An 18,023-nucleotide genomic window follows, 5' to 3' on the forward strand; every position below is an offset into this window, starting at 1 on the left:
CGTGTGGTGCTGCGGACCGTCACCCGTCCTGTCCCCGCTGCGGAGACCGCTTCGCGATCACGATTCCTCGACTGATTGAGTCCACGGGTTCGGCGGTGCATGCCGTGCGAGCCCCGCCGCAGGGGAGACGGTCGTGGGTCGGGACCGCCACTGATGGTCCTCAAGCATCTGCACCCATCTCTCGATCGCTTTATGCGTCGGTCGCGAGAAGCGGTTCCAGGCTCCTGAGATCGGCATGCCATGGGCGAGCACGGGATCGTACGGCATCGTGAAATGGTCTTGGCCGTGACCTGATCCTCTGCGAGCGGGGCCATGGACCGCGCTGCGGGCGATCGTCACGTGCGGACCGATGAGACGCGGGCCTGGAGCAGCCAGCTCCTCGACCGTGCGGTCGACGACGGCATCGCCTTTCGACCCGAGCGGGGCCACCAGGACGACGTGTCCCGTGGCCAGTGCCGCCATCACCTTCCCAAGGGAGAATCGTCCACCTTCGCGGATACGTCGCTCCCCGATCACCGTGGGGAAGGGCGCTCCGACGCGACGCTCGAGCACCTCGGGATCGTGGCTGGCGATCTCCGGGAGATCTTCGGCGCCCCCGGAGTGCCCGAGGAGGGAGAGAGCGACGAGCGTCGTCGTACCGGCTCCGCCGGTGAGCCCGAGGAATGTCAGCGTCGTCATCATCAGCTCCGTTCGCGCTTCGCCAGGTCGGCGGCGGTGAGCGCTACCTGCATGACGTACGGCCGCTCGCCACGGCGCACGTAGCGGCCACGCCCGGGAGGCATGCGCTCGGGATAGATCCGAGGGAGGACCGGGCCCTCTGCGCGGTCACCGGACATGAGGAGCGTCGCCCCGCCGGTCTCGCGCAGCGCCAGGACGACGGGGTAGTACATGGCTCTGCTCGCTCCGGAGACCGGACGTGTCAGAACGATGTGCAGGCCCAGATCTCTCGCCGAGGGCAGGTGAGGCATCAGCGGGGCCAACGGTTCCTCCCCACCGGCTGAGACGATGTCGTGGTCGTCGACGAGCAGCACCACCATGGGGGCCTTCTTGTTCTCCTCCGCTGTCCTGGTGGGCCTCCTCTCCATCTCCACGGCGATGGACGAGGCGAGACCGGAAGCCTGCCTCGATGAGGTCGCGTGAGCTGCGAGGTACTCCTCCGGGATCACCTCGGGCACCTGGCCGCGAGGGTCGATCACCGCGATGGCGAGCTCCTCGGGGGTGTACCTCGCGATGAGGGCCTCGGCGATGGTGCGGAGGGCACTGGTCTTGCCGCACTTCGCGTCCCCGAGCACGAGAAGGTGCTGGTCCCCGTCCGTGAAGTCCCAGAAGGCCGGGTCCATGGTGTCCTGACGGAGACCGAGGGGGACAGCCCGGGGCTCGTCCACCACATCGGGCATCTCCGAGCTGGCCAGGACGGGCGGCAGGAGGCGGATGGGGGCGGCGGACGGCCCGCCCCACGATTGCGCCGAGGTGCGCGCGAGCTCCTCCAGGGCGTCTCCGACTTCGCTGTGCTCGACGATCTCGAGCGTCGGCTGTGCGATCTGGCCGAGGAGGCCTGCATCGGAGAGCGCGCGCCCCGGCACATCGTCCGGGATGGTCTCGGCGAGCTTGCGGTCGATCACGGACTCCGTGGGGTCGTTCAGCCGGAGCTCGATCCGAGTGCCGAACAGCGACTGGTGCGCCATGCGCATCTCGCCCCATCGACTCAGTGTGACGACGAGGTGGATCCCGAAGCTCGATGCACGGCCCATCAGGTCCAGGAAGGCGGGCTCGAGGGACTCGAGATCGGTCCGCAGCGCCCCGTAGCCGTCCAGCAGCACGACCACGTCGGCGCTCTGGAGCTGCGGGAGTCTGCCCGAGGAATGGAGCTGGCGGAGGTGTGCGACCGACTCGATCCGATGCTCCTTGAAGAGCCTTTCGCGCTGGGCGATCATCCCTGCCAGCTCCTCGACCAGCCGAGTGATCCGAGTCTCGTCGCCGCGCGTGGCGACGCCTCCGACGTGCGGGAACTGCTCGAGCCTGCGCAGGCCGGACCCGGTGAGGTCCATGCCGTAGATCGCGACCTGCTGTGGTGTGCAGGTGAGAGCGAGCGATGCGCCGATGGTCCTCAGCAGCGTGCTGCGCCCGGTCTGCGGCGCACCGGTGATGATCAGATGACCGCCTGCACGTGTCAGGTCCACGACCCATGGAGCCTGGGATTGGCGCATCGGATCGTCCTGGAGTCCGATGGTCACGCTCAGGCCGGATGCGCCGGAGTCCGCTCCTTCGAGGACGTGGCCCAGCGCGAGCCGGCTCTCCAGCGGGGGAAGCCATACCGGTGGCAGGCCTCCGGGACCGGATCTCAGGTGGTCGACCATCTCGTCGACGAGGCTACGGCCCACATCAGGCCGGTGGAGGACCGGAGCTTCCGGCGCATCCTCACCGGTCGCGATGCCGTTGTATGTGGGAAGGAGGAAGACACGGCGCTCGTCCTCAACCGGGGTGCGCTGGACCGCGGTGGGCATCGGCCCGGAGACGTAGCCTGCACGGAATCTCTGATAGATGCTCGTGTCGACCTTGAGATATCCGTAGCCGGGCAGGGAGGGGAGGCTGAACGCGTCCGCCGTATCGAGCACGATCTGCGATTCCGCTTCGCTGAAGGTGCGCAGCCCCAGTCGGTAGGAGAGATAGGTGTCCAGGCCGCGAAGCTGCCCGCCCTCGATGCGCTGGCTGGACAGGAGCAGGTGGACGCCGATGGATCGGCCGATACGACCGATCTGCAGGAAGAGGTCGATGAACTCGCGCTCGGCGGTGAGCAGCTCGCCGAACTCGTCGATGACGACGAGGAGATGCGGCATCGGTGGGAGGTCGGGATTGGTGCGACGCAGTTCGCGATAGTGGGTGATCGACGGCGAGGAATCAGCATCCTTGAGCAGCTGCTGGCGTCGGACCACCTCGCCCTGGAGCGAGGAGCGGGCCCGGACGGTCAGCTGGGGGTCGTCGGCGAGGTTGTCGATGAGCCCGGCGATGTGGGGGAGTCCGGAGAACGGGGCGAAGGCCGCACCGCCCTTGTAGTCCACCAGGATCATGGAGAGGTCTTCGGGGGAGTGGCCGAGCGCGAGCGACAGCACGAGGGTCCGCAGCAGCTCCGACTTGCCGGATCCGGTCGCGCCGATGCAGATGCCGTGAGGACCCATGCCTTGCTGTGCGGCTTCCTTGAGATCCAGATGCATCGGGGATCCATGATCATCGACCGCGAAGGGGACGCGGAGGAACTCCGAGGGGATCCGCGGCTTCCACAGGGACTCGAGCGGCGCCGGAAGGGACGGGTCGATCCCGAGGAGTTCGGTGATCTCTGTCGCGCTCTCGACGTCCGTGGCCATCGCCGCACCGAGCGTGCGGTGAGCCGCGAGATCACGGGCGATCGCGGTGAACTGCCAGACAGGCGTCTCATCGGGCTCGAAGGTGACGGTCCGTGCGGTTCCGCTGCGCGCCTCGTGGGTGAGCGTCGGCTCATCGCGCAGATCGATGCGGATGTCGACGTCATCGGGTTCGTCCAACCGGTCGTCGAGGAGGTGCACGTGCACGATTCCGAGCTGACCGGGCGTGAGGCTCGACTCCGGGAGTCGAATGCTCTCCGCCGGCCCGCCGTGCTGGTCCGCCACCACGAGAAGGCTCGAGACGCTCCCGGCCGTGCCGTGCGCCCCTCCCCGGCGGGCGATTGCGGCGGAGTGGACCCTGTCCACCAGCTCCGGCCCGAGGACCTGCGAGAGCGCGGAGACGTCGGGAGCGATCCTGCGAGCCGGGACAGGACCGTCGAAGAGCGAGGAGGACTGGACGTGGGGAAGGAGATCGATCCCCTGCCAGTCGAGCGCTCTGTCGCGTCCGAACGCGGCGGCGATGCGCAGGTCCTCGGGCAGCTGATGGGACGCGAGCTGGGCGAGGAGGGAGCGCACCAGCGGGACCGTCCTCGAGCGGTCGCCGATGACTGCGACGACTGAGGCCTCGTGGAGCTCGGCCACGGCGGGCGTGCCCGGGATCGACGTCATGGTCGAACGGAGCAGGCCGGCCTCCTCCAGGAGGACCGGGTCCTGCGGCTCGATCGGGGACTCCGCGGAGGGGACATGCAGCGTGAACCAGGGAAGGTCCGCGGTGCCGATCCGGGCGGAGAGATGATCGGAATCCTCGCGACGCCGCTCCCACCGTCGAGCAGGATCACGGGTGTGATCGAGGAGACCAGAGGGGGCCGGATGGAGCAGACGGGCGTGCAGCAGCGCCTCGTCGGACTCGGAACGCAGCTCTCCGCGAACGCGCTCGAGATAGTCGAGGTACAGCTCGCGCTGTCTGCGCATCTGACGGATGCCGCGACCTCGACTCGAGACGGCGAAGATGATCCCGCCGGCGATCGCGACGAGGAAGACGATCGCAGCGACGAGCATGAACAGCGGCTGGCCATTGCGGAGCACGACCATCATCGTCACCGAGGTCAGGGCACCGACGACCGGCAGGAGCATCTGGAGCGGGGCGCCTCCGGAGTCATCGGGCTGGACAGGGGGCGGTGCCAGCTCCCGCGTGTCCGGGCGGGAGTGCGGGTGGACGGTGCGGGTAGGGCGGGTCGTGCCCGCAGGGGCGCTCATGCATGACCTCCGGTCGCTGCAGGGGCCGGCGGCGTGACCACCATGCTCACCAGGTCCCCGCACAGTCGATGGAGCTCATGGGCCGCACGGCTGTCGGGCGGCAGAGTCTCCTCCGTCGAGAAGCTGCGTCGCCGGTCATACGGGATCACGACCGCTGGGACGGGGAACTGCTCGACGAGTCTCCGGGTCGCCGGCGTGGCGGTGCCGTGAGCGTCGACGAAGCACACCGCCGTCGGCACGAGCTCGGTCAGCGGAGCCACGACCCGTGCGGCGTCGTCCATGCCACGACGCGATGCCGAGACGACGAGGCAGACCGCATGGGAGGCGTCGGCGATCGCTTGGAAGGAGGGGAGAGGCACCTGGCCCCAGTCGGTCACGCTCAGCTCCGCACGCGACGGCTGCGCAGAGATGAGCTCACGCCATGCCTCGAGCGCACCGGGCCATGCCTCGGAGGGCAGGGAGACCCGTTCCGCTGAGCTCTCCTTCGGCAGCGCGGGAACCGGACTCGCACCTTGAGCGTCGATAAGGCGCACCCTCTCGCCGCGCAGCCTGGCGAGCATGCCGGCGACGTCGGCAGCGAGCGTCGAACATCCCACGCCGCCCGATGCTGACAGCACAGCGATGTGCCTGCTGAGGGGGAGCGGCACGCCGAGCGAGCTCTCCTGGGCGATCAGAGCGGAAAGCCCGCTCTCCGTGCTCGCGCGAAGAAGCGTCCGGAGCTTGCCGAGGTGGCGCGCTCTCATCGGAACACCGCGAACAGGTCGTCGAAGATGCCCAGGACACCGAGGGCGCTCGGGATGACCGCCAGCACAGCGATGAGCTCGAGCATCGAGAGCCACCGCCTGGCACGCGCCCTGACGACCGCTGCCGGGCGGACCACCGTGGCGAGCACGGCGAGCACCGCGATGCCTGCAGCGATGACCGCCCTGATCGGATCATCGATCTCAGCGGTGGTCACGAGCCAGCTCCCCACGCCCAGCAGCACCATGATCACGACGAGCGACTTCTGCACGATCAAGGGGAACAGCCGCGACCTCAGCACCGAGATCAGGAAAGCGATGCCACCGAGGATCGGACCCCAGAACCCCTCACCGGTCAGCAGGAAGGCGGCAGCGAGTCCGAGGGGCGGAAGCACCGCGGCGATGCTCCACGTCAGGGCCGCGAAGCTGTCCTCGACCACGGTCTCGAGCTCGGACCGGACGGCAGGAGTACCTGCGATCACGAGGTCGTCGAAACGCGTGAGGCCGCTGGCCGCGGCAGCGATTCCGGGCAGCAGGCCGAGGAGCGCTATGTCGACGACGGTGATCACCGTGCTGATGACGATGGGATCACCATCGGGGGTGAGGACGTGAAGGAGCACGATCGCTCCCGAGTTGGCGAGACCGAGGAGACCTCCGGCGAGCGCGGAGCCTCGACGCGAACCCCAACCAGGGACAGCCGCCACGATCGACCACAGTATTCCCGTGGCCGCGGCGAAGCGGAGATGCGACTCTGCCGACCCGGTGAGGGCCAGGGAAGCAGCGAGCCCCGCGCCGCCGGCCAGCGACGCGAGGACGACGGCGACGCGCTCCGCCTCACGACGCGCCGCGATCACCGCGAGGACGACGGCGACTCCGACGACGAGCAGAGCCGGGGTCGCAGACGAAGAAGCGGCATCCATCCCTGTCGTGACGGCGTAGAAGGCGCCGATACCGGCGACGACGGAGGACGCGACCGACGTGGCGGTAGGCCCCCAGATGTCCTTCCGGGTCCCTCGCAGGCGCGCGACGGTGTCGGTGACGTCAGCGACCTCGGGGGACTGCGGCGCATCGTCGACCTCGACGACCCGGATCATCGCTCCCTGTGCGACCTGCTGTTCCCGCAGGGACTGATCGGCATTGATCCTTCGTCCGAGGGTGGTCACGAGCGTGGGCGCGCTTCCTGTCCCCGGTGGTTCGTCCAGGAGGTCGAGCACTTCCGGGAGGAGCGCGCCGACCGGCTCGTCGTCGGGCAGGACGATGTCGGCGGTGCGCCGGGAGCCGAAGAAGGTCAATCTCGTGTACTGCACTATTTCTCCTCGACGACCGTGAGCGTGTCAGGATCCACGGTCACCCCGGTGGCGGGGTCGGTGTAGTACCCCGTCTCGGGGTCGAAGTACCAGCGGGTGCGGGTGTCGACGAGTCGTCCCTGCGGGTCGGTCGCCAGCATCGTCTCGGGATCGACCTCGAAGCCCGTGGCCGGGTCCAGATGGACATCTCGCTCCTCGTCGTAGAGCAGTCCGGTGCTCTCGTCCTCGACCAGACCGTCCCGGGGCTCGAGCGGGTTCGAGGCCAGGGCTTCCTGGAATGCGGTCACGGCCTTCTCGTTCTCCTGGCGGTCGAGGTAGCCCACGACGAAGCCCGCACCCACGGTCCCCAGCCCGAGGACAGCGGCGAGCACGAGCGAACCGGTGAATCGGCCGGCGTTGGTCGTGACCTTGCGACGTGCCGTCAGCGGCCCGTGGACCATCGCGGCGAGAAGCCGTTCCCGGTGAGTCCTCGTGGACTCGATGAGGAGCCGATCGGGATCGGTCATGAGGTCCTCGCCATCGCATCTCGTCTCGCCAGGTGCAGCCGTCGTTCTCCGAGGACAAGGTCCACGGCGTTCGGGGCGATCGTCGACGTCCCTGGGGGCACGTCACTTCGGAGCCCGGCGATCTCGATCGCGGTCGCTCCACGGTCCGTCAGGGCATCGATGCGGATACCTCCGGGAACGAGGCGCACAGCCGCGTGGACCCGGTCGACGGTGCGGCTGAAATCAGTCAGGGCGATCTCGGTCGCTCCTTCGGCATGGGTCTGGACCTCGGGCCGGTGCCCGATCACCGCCTCCCGGCGCACCGAGTAGCGCCGACCGTCGTCCAGCTCGATCGTCAGATACGCAGGAGTCGACGAGGACAGGACGTCAGAGGCGTCCGAGGGCAACGGATCCTTCGACAGCGCGATGCGAAGCGGGTCGCTTCCGACGGTCAGATCGAACGTTCGCGATGACCGCAGGTGGGGCGCAGTCGGCATGCCGGTGGCGGAATCGACGGTGCGCAGACGGAGCACGAGAGCTCCGAAGCCAGCGCCGAAGCGGCGATGCAGGGCGAACCACACGAGTAGCCCGAGGACGACGGCGAGAAGCACAGTTGCTGCGATCCACACCGGAGTGAACTGGACGCCGTGCGCCGTCGCGCCGGCTGCGGCGGCTCCGGCGATGAGCAGTGCGAGGTCGATCACAGAGGCCCCGACGAGGCGACCCGTCTGCGCCGTCTCCGGTGTGGACGGAACCGCGCCGTGTCGGCGCGCGTCACTCCCCGTCATCGCCCTCAGCCCCCCGGATGCTGTTCTTCGGTCATCGACCCCGGGCGCGAGCCTATCCATAAGTGACCGAGCGGTTGCAACGTCGGCCCAGGGCGTGCGAGGGTGTCCCCGTTCACAGCTCAGTGCACGTCGTCTTGGGGTAGGAGACACACCGATGAACATGAAGTTCGACATGGAGTCCGACGCGCTCCACCGCTTGGGGCAGCGGTCGCAGACGGAGTCCGACGACCTCGGCACTCACGTCCGCGCCCTCGTAGAGGCCGCGGAGCCGCTCGCCGGGCAGTTCAACGGCCCGGCCCGCGCCACGTTCGATAATTTCAAGGCGCGCACGGACAGCATCGCGAACGCGCTCAACTCCGCGCTCGCCGGGATCGTCGGTTCCATCGAGGGGCAGGACCGGGCGTTCACCACCGGCGCCCAGGACGGCGCCGCCGTGCACGAGGGCGGCGAGTCGCGGACCGACTTCAGCGGAGAGGCGTTCCTCAGCCGGATCGCACCGCAGGCCTGAGGACTCGGAACAACACTCATTCAGGGGGAATGATGAACACTGGGCAGAACCAGATCGATCGCAACTCGTACAACATCGGCTCGTCCGAGAGCGTGCAGGCGAACTTCGAGCAGGTCGCCGCGCGACTCGAGGCGCTTCTCGACCGCCGCGACGGCGATGTCAAGGCCGCGATGGCGGAGTACCAGGCGGACGGCGTCTCCGAGGAGTACGCAGCGCTCGAGCGGCAGTGGAACTCCGCCGGCACGCAGGTACGGGCCGTCATCACGGCGATCCGCAATTCGCTCCAGGAGAACGACGAGGTCGCACGCCGCGCACTGGCGATGGCCAAAGCGGCTATTCCCGGCTGATGCCGGCAGTGCTGCACCCGGTCGCGGACTCGTGGCCGGCGGATCTCCTCGTCTACGAATCACGCGCACAGACGGTTGTCCTCAGCGCCGCTCTGAGCGGCTTCCTCGACGACGTCGAGACGTCCGACCGTCGGCCGGTCCTGCTGACCCCTGCGACATCGCGGATCACGTGGGCGGTCGCCGATCGCCTGCGGCGGGCCGGAGGCATGTGGGCTTTCCGGGACAGCTCCGGAAGCCTGTACAGCGCACTCTCGGGCTATGAGGTGCAGGAGCTCACCGAGCTGTGGGAAGAACCCGCCTCTGACAGCCGACGCCACGAGGCCTTCACGAGAAAGCCCTTCGCCGGGCACGCCTGCTTGTCCGTGGACATTTACGCCCGTCAGCGCGCCGACTCCGGGACAGTCATCGGCGAACTCGGAGACACCTTCCTGCAGGATCTCGATCTCCCGGAACTCGCCGCATGGGGCGTGCACGAACCCGCGACCAGGCGATGGAACCCCGCTGCGATGACTCGGTCCATCCAGGAGCAGATGCCCGCCTCGCGCCCCCATCTCGCCGTGAACGGGTACAACTCGGCGCTCTCCACCACCGTGGCCAGAACTCGCACCGGGCTGCTCGAGAACACCCGCGGCCTGATCTGGATCGGCGACTACGAGATGCACCGAAAGCTCGGCGGAGCAGCTCACATCGCGCGGCACGAGCCGGTGAACAGGGCGCTCACCAGGCTGGCGGAGGACTTCCGCCCCACCGTGGCGATGGTATCGCTGGCCCATGCTGTCCAGACCGACTACGGGCTCGGCCAGAGGGCGGCGTCGCGGTGGCCGGACGAACCGGCTGCTGTGCTCATCGGTGCGTGGGCAGTGAGGGACTTGGGCCTGGACGTCGACGATCTCGCTCGGAAGCACGATGTCGAACACGTCGGATCCCGGCGCGCTCCCAGCGTCCTGCTGCGGCTGTCGGGGCCCGACCCGGTGTGGGCCCAGTTCGTCGCCTTTGCGCACGACCTCGACGAGGAGCGCCTCGCGTCGGCACTCGCGGTGGATTTCGAACGTGCGGATCGGGGGCGTTCCTGATGCCTACCGAGATCGTCGTGCTCAGTGATCGCCCGATGGACACCGAGATCGCCAACCGGGCACTGACCGAGCTCCTGCCGGACGCCGAGAGCTTCGAGTTCGCGGAGTCGGGGCTGTCGTTGTATGTCGACCTGAGCCAGACCACCGTGATCTCGGCGTTCCCGAGCGTCGAGGTGACCATCGGCGGGGCGGGAATCGAGCTGCTCGTGAGCAGACCTCGCCGGCATTACCAGTACTGGACCGACATCGTGATCCCGGACCACAGCCTTGCCGAGACCGCTCGCGAAGCGGTGGAACGGATGGCACAGGCGTTCTCTGGGGTCGTCTGCGACAGGAAGTGATGACATGAGCAGGTGGAACATCGACCCCGCGGGGGTGCAGAGCGTCCTCGACTCGGTGGGCGAGGACAACGAGGGGCTGCACAAGGCAGTGGGCGAAGAGCAGCTTGCCGATTGCTACACGGGGCTGGACTGGGGCGGCGGGCTGACCGCATGCATTCCCGACGCCCTGAATCGCCTCATGGAGGACCAGCAGACGAATCTCGCCACGATCATCAACGGGATCGACGCGGGACGGCTGGGAGTCGCCAACGCGACGACCGCGTACAACAACGGTCAGGAAGAGATGATCGGCGTCTTCCAGACCAAGGCAGCGACCGCAGCCGACGACGGGGATTTCAGCTACTTCGAGAAGCACGGGCTGCTCGGCTGACAAAGGGGGAGAGATGACAGTTCCGGCAGGGGGCGGGGCGCCGGATCCGGTGGACCTCGAGGGCCTCATCAACCCGATTCACTTCGTGTGCCGATCCATGCACCTGGACACGAAGCAGATCCACAGCGGCGCAGATGCGCTGCGAACCATGGGAAGAGACGTGAGAGATCAGGTCTCCGGGATCCGGATGAGCTGGTCGCGGCTTCCGGCGAGCTATGAGGGGCCTGAGCAGGAGCAGGTCTACACACTGATGGACGACCCGCGTGACGCGGCCGAGGACATGAAGAAGCGGCTGATCTCCGCGGCGACGCATCTGGACACGTACGCGGACATCATCCAGGGCATCAGCCTCGACCTCCTCACTCTGGAGGAAGAGGCATGGGAGTTCCGTGCCGAGGCCCAGGCCGGGTACGAGGAGGCGAAGCCGAAATCCGGTTCCCCGAACGCCCCGGCCGTCGGCACGGAGATGAAGGAGGTCGCGTGGTGGGAGCACAGTCCCGCCAGGCAGCGCAATGAAGAGCTGCTCGGACGGCATGCGGTACTGATCGAGAAGGTGTCGAACGCGGCGACGTATTGCGCCAACAGGATCAATGAGCTGCAGATGGGGACGCTCGAGGAGAGCTACACGGCGGTCACGGCCGATCAGGTCCTGAACTCGTCCGAGCCGATGCCGTGGGGAAATCCCGACCCCGAGCCGAAGAACTGCGGGCAGTCGGTCGCATCTGGCGCGGGCACCTGGGCGAAGGACACGTGGTACGGCGCGACGTCTTTCTTCGGATTCGACGGAGATGAGACGACTCCACGTGGAGAGACTGCCAAGCAGGCTTGGCTCGGCACGGTGGACTTCGTCTCTGCGGCCACGGTAACTATTTCGCCGGTTTCGTATCTCGCCTATGTCCCAGGGATCTCAGATACTGAACCTGCACAGGTGATCAAGGATCGCCACCGGACCGCCCGTGACGGCGTCGGCGCGATGGTCGGCTGGGACGGCGCGGAAGCTGCGGCTGGGGGTGACGGCTGGCATCAGTGGAAGGATGATCCCGTTGCGATGGGCACCCAGGTCGGGATCGACGCGGTCCTGATCGCGATTCCGATCGGCGGTTGGGCGGCGGGAGCCGGCAAGGCCGGCATCAAGGGCAGCCGCGCGGCCGGCGCCACCCGTCGCGGTGGCAAGACCACGCGAGTGGCCGGGGGCGCGCTGGACTTCCTGGTCCCTGGTGGTGGTCGACTTGTCGAGGGTGCTTCGACGGTCTTCAGCAAGCGCCTCTCGGCGTCCGGGAGCCGCACGAGCGTTCTGGACGAAGTGGACTTGGCGGAGACCGCTCCGCCGGCTGTCCCGCGGGACCGGACTGGGACGGACGATTCATCGCCGACCGGTGCGGATAGCGACCGCACTCCCTGGCGAGAGGACCGCGTGGGAGAGTCGTCCACCACGGTCCCCGATGACCGAGCAGCGGGCAGAGACAGCGCCGACGACTCGACGACAGCAGAGTCTAACCGCACCGACGACCCTGAGATGCCTGATCAGGAACATGCTCCAGCAGATACACCTGCCACGAAGGAGGCGCCTGAGTCTGAATCGGTCACGATGACCGAACGGGAGCGCGGCGAGGCTCGTGCGCAGGAGGCAGCGGCGGCAGTCGCCGAGGAACGGCGACGTCCTGGAACTGCCGCCACGACGTACCGCCCGTCGACGTACGAAGGTCCCTCGGGCCGCGAGACCAAGGCGTACAAGGGCATCATGTCCAGGCCCACCCCGGGTGAGGCGCAGGCCGCATTGGACCGCGCACCGCAGAACAAGTATGGACAGCCGGTCGATCACCGCAATGGCCGGCCGTTGCTGCTCGAGGACACCGCAGGCCGTCGCGGCTGGACCATGCGATGGGATCCCGACGCGGGGGAGTGGGTCGCCGAGAACCGCAGCCTGTCGGGCCATGGCATGGACGCGAAGGGGATCCCGAACAGTTACGGCTACGATGCCAACGGAGACCTCCTCCCGTACGCGAACCACCGGCCGTCGTACTCCGCAACACAGGTCGAAGATGTTTGGACAGCCTCGCGGCAACGAGTTCAAGACGAGATGGAGTTTGGGAAGCTTAGAAATCTCCCGAAATTTGAGAATGATCGACAGATGTACGTTCGTGCGCGAGATCATGCCGTTGGGGGTGATGTGTTTACAGCCTCCAATGGAGAAAAGTGGCGTTTGATTGAGTGGACGCCGGGTGAATCTCGCGCCGGCAAATGGGATATGGGGCATGTTGCAACAGAGAAATACTCAACCTTGCATGATGAATATATGCGCGGAGAAATGACAACCAAGGAGTTCGTCGAAGAGTATCGGAAGGCGAAGTACTATCAGGCTGAGGATCCGTCTCGAAATCGTTCCCACGATGACGAAAGGTGATTCCCGAGTGATCAGTGGGTGCTAGGAGGGTGCTTTGATGGCAAAGATGGATCATCCGTTCTATCGTGCCAAGGAGGTGTCGTATCAGGACTTTGAGGAGTGGTTTGAGGGATTTAGTGCTATAGATTGGCAGGATCGGCGCTGGAGGAGGGCGCTCGCCGGGGCTCTTCGAAATCCGTCGCCGGAAGATCGGGTCGCCATTGCAAGCCTTCTTCTTGATCATGGTTCAGACCCGTCGGTAGTGATTGATGACGACAACATCAATGTGCTCCACGTGCTCTTCTTCGGGAGCTTCCGCGAGCACAATTTTCGAGCGGAGGCGAAGGTTCTGAAGCGCCTGCTTGACGGCGGTGCGGATATTAATCTCCGGTCACCTCGCTTCGGACTTCCTCTGGAAGCCTTGGATTCGATGGCTGCCAGCGATGAGCATCTGAAACCTTTTTATGACGTAGTCTTTGCGAGGCCGGATATCGATATGTCGATCATCGTCAACAAAGTGACCGGTTTTTCGTTGGGGGAGAAGCTCGTGAGGTCGCCTCGCGACGTACTTCCGGGGCTCGTGCGTGAGTACATGGAACGATCGGAAGGAAAGGTCAATCGATGAGTGAGTCGATCGAGTTCATCCCGAAGGCCGGGGCGTGCCTGGCGACGCTGAACGTGCTGGAGGGGCGCGGGAAGGTGCGGTGGATGGTGCGTCGTCCGTCGCAGGCGCCGGCGGACAACGGGTGGCAGATCATGGGCCATATCGATGAGTCCGACTACCTCAACGACACCTCGAACTGGCGGATCGTGGACTTCAACGAGCTGTGCGCGATCGAGCCGGCGCTGATCGGGATCTGGGACCTCCCGGTCGGCTCGGACCTGCAGCTGGTGCGGGACGAGACCGGCCTGCACATCGTCGACACCCCCACAGGGCGGGAGATCCCGCGGGAGGAGCTCTTCGTCCCGCCGCAGTTCCGCGGCCAGTAGCCTCACCGCATGGCATCCCGCTCCCGTCGACCGGCGTCTCCTGCTCTCACCGGCACTGCACTCGTGGAGGCTCTGCTCGGCGGGTGGCGGGCGCTGTCCCGCCTTGAGGTGGACGGGTTTGCGGTGCTCCGCTCCGGCGGCGTGACCCGCCGCGCGAACAGTGTGGTCCCGCTGGAGCCGTCGTCCGACCCCGGGGTGCTCGATGCCGCCGTGACGAGGATCGAGGTCCTCCTCGACGCGGCGGGGGAGAGGCCCGTCTTCCGCCTGTTCACGGGCGAGGGCCTCGACCACGAAGCCGAAATCTGGTTCCCTGAACGCCCCGAGTTTCGGCACGGAGATGAAGGAAGTCGCGTGGTGGGAGCACAATGAGCCCGGGGTGGAGTACAAGAGCCGCCCCTCGGCTCTGAAGGACGAAGGGTGGCGTGCATACCAGGAGCAAATCAGCGGTCTCAATCCGACAGAAGATGGCCGAATTCCAGAGATCACAGTTCCAGATCCGGACAATCCTGGAAAGCATGTCTCATTTGACGGCCGTACCTTCAGGGGGATCCTCCCCAGGAAGTGGATCTTGAAGCAAAACGAGGATATGAAGTCCTCGCTCGCGCCCCACATAGTGACAAAGCAGAAGGGGTTGCAAGATCGCTAACGGGCGAGCTTCGGCGGCAACTAGATGCGCTTCAGGAGGGGGCGACTCTTGAATGGCACGTGTCGACGGAGCGGGGCGCTACAGCCAGTAGAAAGATCGTCCGAGAATGCGAGACTAGTGGCTCTTCGCAGTTGAGGGGGTAGCTGCGAAGAGCCCGATAAAGCGTCTACCTAACGAGAGCAGAGCAGGCGTTGTGTGGCGGCGGAAGCACGCGGAACTCCTATTCGCCCGTGACCTCGCGCAGGAAGGTAACGTGCCCCTTGAACGCGACCAGTCCGGCATCAGTCATCTCGGCCCACGTCTTGGTGCGTCCACCGAGCGTGAGCCCTTTATGGAGGCGGAGATAGCCGACCTGCTCCAACTGCTTCAGGTGCTTACTGAGGGTCGGATCGCTCACCTCGAGGGCATCACGAATGACCGCGAAGTCAGTGGCGCCCAGACGCGCGAGCATTCCGCAGATGCGGAGCCGCACAACACCATGGATGGTTTCATCGAAGCGAGAAACGGTGCCTGACACCATCAAGCCCCCTCAGCAACGTCGCGCGTAAGGGCTCGCTCCATCTGCATCCCAAACAGCACCGTTGTGCCGCCGGCAAGAAGTGCAGTGGGCCACAACGCCCACTCGATACCGAACTGATCGTAGGCAATCACCCCGACCGCGATGATGATGACCGCAAGCAGCAACTGAATCACACCTGGAGCGACCGCACGCTTAGACCTCGACCATGGTTCCGCGTGCGTGCGGGTCACCCACGGACGAATCACGCCGAGCCCCACAAACACAAGAACACTCACCCCGAAACCGACCGCCTGTCCGTCACCGAGACCGAACGACAGGGCGAACCCCGCGATGCTCGCCCCATGCAACATGATCAACCACCACGGCGCTGCAGCACGAGCGCCCGCCGCCGCACGATCAGCCGCCAACGATTCCAGCTGAGACTGTGCGTCATCGCGGTTGATTGGTCCCACTTGCTCACGTCTTTCCATGTCGGCAACCTTACACTTGCCGGTTCGGAAACACCACCAGTTCTATCGGAGTCGCTGGATGAGCGGCTCTTTGCAGTTGAGGGGGTAGCTGCGGGTCGTGGTTTGGGCGCGTCGGTGCCGGGATAGGTGTCGAGGTCTCCCGATGATGGAAGTTCTGACGCTCGCCATCAGGAAGACCTCGACGTGCCCAACGCTACCTTCGACAGCCCTGATCTGACGACCTTTGCGCGTCTGGACGAACTCGGTTTGGTCGCTGTCGGTCAACGCCTCTCGGCCGGACGGGCGGTACTCGAGTGCCGGCTCGCTGAGGAGGATCCGTGGTGCCGCGCCTGCGGAGCGAGGTCGACCTCGCGGGGCACGATCGCTCGTCGTCTCGCTCACCAGCCGTTCGGCCACCGCCCCACGACGCTGCTGGTGCGGATCCGACGGTACCGGTGTGATCACTGCGGGAACCGCTGGCGCGAGGACACCACCGCTGCAGCGGCTGAGCGGGCGAAACTCTCCCGCGGTGGAATGCGGTGGGCACTGGAAGCTCTGGTCATCGATCACCTCACGATCGCAAGGATCGCCGCCGGACTCGGGGTTGCCTGGCACACCGCCAACGACGCCGTCCTGGCTGAGGGCCAGCGGCTGCTGATCGATGACCCGGCCCGCTTCGACGCCGTCCGCGTGCTCGGGGTCGACGAGCATGTCTGGCGCCATACCCGGCGCGGCGACAAGTACGTCACCGTGATCATCGACCTCACCCGGGCACGGAACAAGACCGGCCCGGCGAGGCTGCTGGACATGATCCCGGGCCGCTCCAAGGCGGCGTTCAAGGCCTGGCTCGACGCCCGCCCCGAGGCATGGAAGGAGCGCATCGAGGTGGTGGCGATGGACGGTTTCACCGGCTTCAAGACCGCGACCGGCGAGGCTCTGCCAGACGCGGTCGCGGTCATGGATCCCTTCCACGTCGTCCGCCTGGCCGGGGACGCTCTGGATGACTGCCGGCGACGTGTTCAGCAGCAGCTCCACAAGCGCAGGGGCCGCAAGGACGATCCGCTCTACAAGACTCGCCGCACCCTCCACACCGGGACCAAGCTGCTGACCGACCGCCAATGCGAGCGTCTCAGCGCGCTGTTCGAGCGCGAGAAGCACGTCGCGGTCGAGGCGACATGGGAGATCTACCAGGCGATGGTCGCCGCTTACAGAGAACCCGACCGGGCGAAGGCCAAAGCGATGATGGATAAGCTCATCACCGCGCTGAGCAAGAAGGTACCTGACGCCTTGCCCGAGCTGGTCAAGCTCGGCCGAACGCTGACGAAACGCGCAGCTGACGTGCTGGCCTTCTTCGACCGGCCCGGCACCAGCAACGGTCCGACCGAGGCGATCAACGGCCGGCTCGAACACCTCCGCGGCTCCGCCCTCGGGTTCCGCAACCTCGCCCACTACATCGCCCGAAGTCTCCTCGAAGCAGGAGGCTTCAGACCCCTCCTACACCCTCAAATGCGATGAGCCAGACTAGTCAAGGTGTGAAATTCGATGAACTTTCAGTCTGGGCAACTGAACAAGTCTAGCGATAGCGTGTCCGATGAGCGATCGGGTGTCATGTATCTGGATGCTAAGTGGCTTCGAGTCTCTGAGTCCGCAGAGTGGCTTGCGGATGGATCCATGGTATTTATGAGCTCGGCTGGAGCGATTCTGAATCGTAAAGATTGGCAAGTGTTCGGTTATTCGGATGGCCGTCGACGCAATCTTGGCTGGGATGGCACGCGAGAGGTCCTTGTGCAGATATTCGACGACTATCTTCGGACTAATGGGTCTGTCTCTGACGTAGAATTCTCCCCTTCTGGCCTGTCGGAGTTCACCTGCCGCGCTGAGGGCGGCACCCAGGAGGTGGCGGGACGGCGACGCTTGAGGCACCGCTTCGGTGTAGACATCCGTGAAGGAATTGTCGCGGATGCTTCATGGCATCAGGATTTGGTCAAGGCTGCAGTTCGAGCATGGGATCCAGCCTATGTCGTCATAACGGATAGCGAGTTGTTTGAGATAGAGGATCATTCCAGTATCTGGCAATTTAGGCCTGGGTATATAGTTTGGATTAGTGATCAATTCGCTGGGTTTGAAAAGGTTGACCCGACGCTGCCGGTCTCTGTAGAGGAGGTGGGTGGGGGGACTATGCTGATCCCGGAGGAGACTCTCTCGCCGGCGGGCGTCCTCGAGGTCGAGGCGAAACTATTCGACGATAACGGCGTCGAGGCGCTGCCACGGGAAGACGTGCTTCAGGCGATGGATGCTCCATTGCGTGGCGAGGTGCCTTCTGTGGTCGGGGCGAGCGAATCTCTTGACCAGGATACTGATCCTGGAGATATCACGGCTCCTGCGGAGTCGTATCGTGAACAGATTTCGGGCTGGGCCCTGAGTCCGGAGGGCGATGTGCCGCTGTGGGTGCAGCCAGAT

19 protein-coding genes are annotated in these 18,023 nt (G+C 65.9%); 11 read left to right on the forward strand and 8 right to left on the reverse strand.

Annotated elements, in window-relative coordinates; genetic code table 11:
* Positions 1-57: 57 nt before the first annotated feature.
* From Y09_RS10230 to Y09_RS10255, 6 genes are read right to left on the reverse strand one after another with little or no spacing between them, the layout of a single operon-like run.
* Positions 58-681: a hypothetical protein gene (locus Y09_RS10230; protein WP_148639610.1), complete on the reverse strand. Its 624-nt coding sequence runs from the start codon at positions 679-681 to the stop codon at positions 58-60.
* Complete coding sequence (gene eccCa, locus Y09_RS10235; protein ID WP_053917617.1) at positions 681-4,616, reverse strand: type VII secretion protein EccCa; 3,936 nt, start codon at positions 4,614-4,616, stop codon at positions 681-683. Before eccCa ends, Y09_RS10230 begins: the two co-directional genes overlap by 1 nt.
* The gene (locus tag Y09_RS10240; protein ID WP_053917618.1) at positions 4,613-5,359 is read right to left on the reverse strand and encodes a hypothetical protein; all 747 of its coding nucleotides are present in this window, start codon (positions 5,357-5,359) and stop codon (positions 4,613-4,615) included. The genes eccCa and Y09_RS10240 overlap by 4 nt, the downstream gene beginning before the upstream one ends.
* On the reverse strand, positions 5,356-6,663 hold the full coding sequence (locus Y09_RS10245; protein WP_053917619.1) for an EsaB/YukD family protein: 1,308 nt from the start codon (positions 6,661-6,663) through the stop codon (positions 5,356-5,358). Before Y09_RS10245 ends, Y09_RS10240 begins: the two co-directional genes overlap by 4 nt.
* A complete protein-coding gene (locus Y09_RS10250; RefSeq protein WP_053917620.1) occupies positions 6,663-7,169 on the reverse strand; it encodes an OCRE domain-containing protein in 507 nt (168 codons plus the stop codon). Before Y09_RS10250 ends, Y09_RS10245 begins: the two co-directional genes overlap by 1 nt.
* Entirely contained in the window at positions 7,166-7,852 is a 687-nt protein-coding gene (locus tag Y09_RS10255) for a hypothetical protein (protein WP_148639611.1), read from the reverse strand. Before Y09_RS10255 ends, Y09_RS10250 begins: the two co-directional genes overlap by 4 nt.
* A gap of 238 nt (positions 7,853-8,090) precedes the next feature.
* Between Y09_RS10255 and Y09_RS10260 the strand changes: the two genes are divergently transcribed.
* The 9 genes from Y09_RS10260 (at position 8,091) to Y09_RS10295 (ending at position 14,317) form a co-directional block, all read left to right on the forward strand.
* Entirely contained in the window at positions 8,091-8,444 is a 354-nt protein-coding gene (locus Y09_RS10260; RefSeq protein WP_053917622.1) for a hypothetical protein, read from the forward strand.
* 32 nt (positions 8,445-8,476) lie between these two features.
* Positions 8,477-8,791, forward strand: coding sequence for a pore-forming ESAT-6 family protein (locus tag Y09_RS10265; RefSeq protein WP_053917634.1), 315 nt, complete (start codon positions 8,477-8,479; stop codon positions 8,789-8,791).
* Entirely contained in the window at positions 8,791-9,864 is a 1,074-nt protein-coding gene (locus Y09_RS10270) for a DUF6177 family protein (protein WP_148639612.1), read from the forward strand. Before Y09_RS10265 ends, Y09_RS10270 begins: the two co-directional genes overlap by 1 nt.
* On the forward strand, positions 9,864-10,205 hold the full coding sequence (locus Y09_RS10275; protein ID WP_053917624.1) for a hypothetical protein: 342 nt from the start codon (positions 9,864-9,866) through the stop codon (positions 10,203-10,205). Before Y09_RS10270 ends, Y09_RS10275 begins: the two co-directional genes overlap by 1 nt.
* A gap of 4 nt (positions 10,206-10,209) precedes the next feature.
* The gene (locus tag Y09_RS10280; protein WP_053917625.1) at positions 10,210-10,575 is read left to right on the forward strand and encodes a DUF6507 family protein; all 366 of its coding nucleotides are present in this window, start codon (positions 10,210-10,212) and stop codon (positions 10,573-10,575) included.
* Positions 10,576-10,588: 13 nt separating this feature from the next.
* Entirely contained in the window at positions 10,589-12,979 is a 2,391-nt protein-coding gene (locus tag Y09_RS10285; protein ID WP_082358756.1) for an HNH/ENDO VII family nuclease, read from the forward strand.
* A 37-nt stretch (positions 12,980-13,016) separates the two neighbouring features.
* Positions 13,017-13,583, forward strand: coding sequence for a hypothetical protein (locus Y09_RS17240; RefSeq protein WP_148639614.1), 567 nt, complete (start codon positions 13,017-13,019; stop codon positions 13,581-13,583).
* Positions 13,580-13,948 (forward strand): DUF2185 domain-containing protein, encoded by a 369-nt coding sequence (locus tag Y09_RS10290; protein WP_053917627.1) that lies wholly within the window; start codon positions 13,580-13,582, stop codon positions 13,946-13,948. Before Y09_RS17240 ends, Y09_RS10290 begins: the two co-directional genes overlap by 4 nt.
* A 63-nt stretch (positions 13,949-14,011) precedes the next feature.
* Positions 14,012-14,317, forward strand: a complete 306-nt coding sequence (locus tag Y09_RS10295; protein WP_053917628.1) for a hypothetical protein — start codon at positions 14,012-14,014, stop codon at positions 14,315-14,317.
* A gap of 497 nt (positions 14,318-14,814) precedes the next feature.
* Here the strand turns inward: Y09_RS10295 and Y09_RS10300 are convergent, their stop codons facing one another.
* A complete protein-coding gene (locus Y09_RS10300; protein ID WP_053917629.1) occupies positions 14,815-15,114 on the reverse strand; it encodes a transcriptional regulator in 300 nt (99 codons plus the stop codon).
* Positions 15,114-15,584, reverse strand: coding sequence for a hypothetical protein (locus Y09_RS10305; RefSeq protein ID WP_148639615.1), 471 nt, complete (start codon positions 15,582-15,584; stop codon positions 15,114-15,116). The genes Y09_RS10300 and Y09_RS10305 overlap by 1 nt, the downstream gene beginning before the upstream one ends.
* 183 nt (positions 15,585-15,767) lie before the next feature.
* Between Y09_RS10305 and Y09_RS10310 the strand changes: the two genes are divergently transcribed.
* On the forward strand, positions 15,768-17,078 hold the full coding sequence (locus tag Y09_RS10310; RefSeq protein WP_053917631.1) for an ISL3 family transposase: 1,311 nt from the start codon (positions 15,768-15,770) through the stop codon (positions 17,076-17,078).
* Positions 17,079-17,105: 27 nt separating this feature from the next.
* Positions 17,106-18,023 (forward strand): hypothetical protein (locus Y09_RS17245; protein WP_148639616.1); only part of this gene is annotated, 918 nt, incomplete at its 3' end.

The sequence above is a fragment of the Brachybacterium sp. SW0106-09 genome, from assembly GCF_001293905.1.
Lineage (GTDB): Bacteria > Actinomycetota > Actinomycetes > Actinomycetales > Dermabacteraceae > Brachybacterium > Brachybacterium conglomeratum.